General features: G+C 45.1%; 4 protein-coding genes. 2 read left to right on the top strand and 2 right to left on the bottom strand.

Translation table 11 applies throughout. The features are described 5' to 3' along the window. Positions 1–413 (top strand): transposase (locus RDU59_12860; GenBank protein ID MDQ7839370.1); only part of this gene is annotated, 413 nt, incomplete at its 5' end. Positions 414–838: 425 nt separating this feature from the next. Here RDU59_12860 and RDU59_12855 read toward each other — a convergent pair. After that, entirely contained in the window at positions 839–2,359 is a 1,521-nt protein-coding gene (locus tag RDU59_12855) for a PAS domain-containing protein (GenBank protein MDQ7839369.1), read from the bottom strand. Between the two features lie 216 nt (positions 2,360–2,575). Continuing rightward, the gene (locus RDU59_12850) at positions 2,576–3,193 is read right to left on the bottom strand and encodes a protein-L-isoaspartate(D-aspartate) O-methyltransferase (protein ID MDQ7839368.1); all 618 of its coding nucleotides are present in this window, start codon (positions 3,191–3,193) and stop codon (positions 2,576–2,578) included. 429 nt (positions 3,194–3,622) lie between these two features. Here RDU59_12850 and tnpA point away from each other — a divergent pair. Continuing rightward, on the top strand, positions 3,623–3,828 hold a 206-nt coding region (gene tnpA / locus RDU59_12845; protein MDQ7839367.1), incomplete at its 3' end, for an IS200/IS605 family transposase.

The following is a 3,828-nucleotide window of genomic DNA, read 5'->3' as shown; positions in this document are numbered from 1 at the left end:
CATGGTGGCGACGTGGTGAGTTTGAGACATTGCGAGCCAAAGACCTGCAGATATGCCGGGCGTGGGCTATAAAAGAGAACCTTAGGCATCTGTGGGATTATCGGTATGAGGCCCATATGAGAAACTATTTCAAACGCTGGTATTTTTGGGCGACACATTCTCGACTTGAGCCTATTAAGAAAGCGGCTAAGACGGTTAAGGCCCATATAGACAACATCGTTACCTACGCACGGCATCGAATTACCAACGCCTTGGGCGAGGCAATCAACGGCAAGATTGAGAAAGTTAAACGGATGGCTTGTGGTTTCCGTAATCGCTCCCATTATAGAACCGCCATTTATTTTCATTGCGGCGGACTGGACTTGTTTCCCAAACCGCCAGATCAACCAACACTATGCTTTCGATCGACGTAAACACTATATGTTGGGGGTATCCATTAAAATGTCTGTTCCGGCTTAATAATAAAACAAAAGACATTATAATTGATGGTGTCTTTTATGATTAGCCCAAAGACCTTCAGGAGTATTAATATCCGGATGATCACGCTACAACAGGCCATACCATAAGCGATTTCCTTTGTCTGTAGGTTTTAGACTACAACGTGTAGGTTTTCAACTACATTTTGTAGGTTTTGAACTACACGTGTAGGTTTTCGGCTACAAGGAGATGGATATGGGTAACAAGCGTATTTCTTGAAAGAGGTGATAGTCTTTCGCCCCGAAGGTAACACGTCCTTTTTCTCACTGCCACCTACACATCAACGTTTTCAGGAGATTAAGGGTTTTCTCACTTTCTTTTTCAAGTCCACAGATAATATATTCATCATGCAATGTAAATTTCATTTGGATTGATCATCATGTGCCTCCTTTATTGGTATCGAAAAACAGAATGTCGCGCCCTCATTCACTTTCCCTTCGGCCCATACATTTCCGCCGTGGCGAAGGATGACGCGTTTCACGATTGCAAGCCCTACACCTGTTCCTTCGAACACCTCGGCTTTGTGCAGCCGCTGGAAAAGACCAAAGAGCTTATGCGCGTAATCGGGATTGTATCCAACCCCGGTGTCTTTGATGGAATAAGCATTCATGCTGTTTTCTATACGGCTTCCTATCTCAATTCTACGCTCTTCTTTGGGCATTGTATATTTAATGGCATTGGAAATAAGATTGATCCATACCTGTCGGATTAATGTAGGGTCGCCAAGGGCATCAGGCAAGGCAGAGACGGAAAAGACGAATTTCTGCTGAATTTCGGGTGAAGCCAATTCATGGTATACGGAATTGACAAGCGCAGTCATATCAATCCGGGTCAGTTTCATCTCCGTCCGGCTTGCCCGCGAAAGCTCAAGCATATCGATGATAAGCTGGTCCATCTTCTGTGTGTTTGACCGGATGATGTTCAGGAGCCTTTTGCCTTCATCATCAAGCTTTTCTGCATAATCTTCCAGAACAATTCGGGAGAACACGTCAATTGCACGCAACGGCGCACGAAGGTCGTGCGAAACAGAGTAGGCAAAGGCTTCCAGTTCTTTACGCGCGTTTTCCAGACCGGATTCTATCTCCTTACGCTCGGTAATGTCCTCAATGGCAAGCAGGATTATCCGCTCCTTTCCCGACACTCTTTGAATTTGCCGGGCATTCAAAAGCATTATGCGCCTGCCAATGGTAGAAAACTCGTGTTCAACCTCATAGTTATCAAAGGTTGTCTTTTCGGGAAGGATGGTTTCCAGCAGTTCCCGCAGCTTGGGGATATTCCACTGTTTATTGCCCAGGTCATAGATAAGCTGTCCCACGGTCTCTTCAGGGGTTACCCTAAAGACTTCATAGAAGGAACGGCTGGCGGTGACTACCCTTAAATCCTGATCCAGAGCGATTAAGGGTTCACGCACGGTGTTGATGATGCTCTCGGCGTACTCGCGGGCTTCATCTTCAGATATTTTAGTTACTTCCAGTTCTTTACGGGCTTTTTCCAGCCCCTTTTCTATCTCCCTACGCTCGGTAATGTCCTCGATGGCAAGGAGGATCATCTGTGTGCCGACATCTTCCCGATAGATCTGGCGGGCATTCAGGAGCATTGTTTTGTAGCCGATGGCAGGGAAATCATGCTCAACTTCGTAGTTATCAAACCGTTTGTGTGTTGGGAGAATGTCCTCAAGCAATGTCCGAAGCGCAGGTATGTCCCACTGTTTGTTGCCGACATCAAAGATGAGATGTCCGATGGTTTTTCCCTGCTCTACCTTGAAGATGCTATAGAAGCTCCGGTTGGCAGAGAGAATATTCAGGTTCGCATCCAGAACTAAAAGCGGTTCACGGATCGTCTCGAATATGTCTTCAATTCCGTAAAAATCATTTTTCTTCATACGCACTATGATCTCATTAGCTCAAAGCATAACAGGATTACAGAATAATTCAACCACCACGGGCACGTATTAAAAAAATACTTTTTCAATGATTTCTCATTGAACTCTTGATCTTTGGCGACGTTCCGAGAGGTGCAGATAACAGGAAGGATGCTTGTCTTCTATGGCTATCTGGAAAGCTGTATGACATTTGGCCCGTTACGTGCCGATATCTACTTATTTCTTCTTTTCAGACTCTCCAGTCATAGGGACAAAAGCCACGGAACTCAACTGCTGAACATCGAGAACGCCTTTCCTTTTTGTCACCAATGTCAGTGTCTGAAAATTGATGGTACTGCCGAGAGGAAGAATAAGTCTTCCCCCCTCCTTGAGCTGCTTGATTAGTAATGGCGGGATATGGTTAACTGATGCGGTTATGATTATGGCATCAAAAGGCGCATACTCCGGCCATCCAGAATAGCCGTCCCCGTATTTCACCTTGACATTTTTGTAACCAAGGCCTCCGAGTCTCGCAGTAGCCTTGTCAGCTAATAATTTTTTTATCTCTATGGTATATACTTCTTTGACGATTTCCGACAAAACTGCAGCCTGGTATCCGGAACCGGTACCGATCTCGAGGACCCTATCTGTCGGCTTCAATCTTAATGCCTCTGTCATCAGGGCAACAATGTATGGCTGGGAAATTGTCTGCCCTTCTCCTACCGGCAGTGGATAGTCAGAATATGCCCTGCCTCTCATGCTGTCATCTACAAAAAGATGCCTTGGTATTCTTCCCATCACCTCAATGACCCTTTTATCTTTTATCCCCCTGCCTTCAATATCGTTCCTGATCATGGCCTGACGCTTCAGTGCATAAGGGTCCGCCGCAAAAAGGTAAGAGGCTAAAAAGAGGAAAACTGAAACACCCGTTGCCGTTATTAATTTTTGCCGTGACATGGTAAAGAGGCCCAGATTATTTGATCGTTGTTTTCAGACCGATTAAAAACATTGGCCTTAATTTCATTAATTTATTACTCCAACCATTATGATTAACAGATTATAATTTCTGCTGTTGATTGTCAATGAATTTTGCTGCAAACTTGCCGGTATATCATAGATTTCTAATTGAACTATATGCCTTTCCGATTTTAGCAAAGACTTTGCAGAATCCCCCGTCGGCTTGCCGCGGGGATGAATGCATGCCTTACCCAGAGGGTTATAAGGGAGACGGGAAGTCTCCCTTATCCACATAGGCCCTTGCGTAGTTATGTTATAACATGATGCATGGGACTGAAGAGGTCGAGTCATGCGCTCTACGACACGGCATACCATCTGGTATGGTGCCCGAAATATCGGAAGACGATATTTGAGGATGAAACGATAAGGGAGCGCGCGGAACAGCTTATAAAAGAAATATGTGTGGAATACGGGATAGAGATTGAGGAAATGGAAGTAGCCATTGATCATGTGCATCTGCTGGTATCGTTTCC

Source organism: Thermodesulfobacteriota bacterium (assembly GCA_031082315.1).
Classification (GTDB): domain Bacteria; phylum Desulfobacterota; class QYQD01; order QYQD01; family QYQD01; genus QYQD01.
The sequence above is the reverse complement of the archived record's forward strand: the minus strand, read 5'-3'. Positions and strand labels throughout refer to the sequence as shown.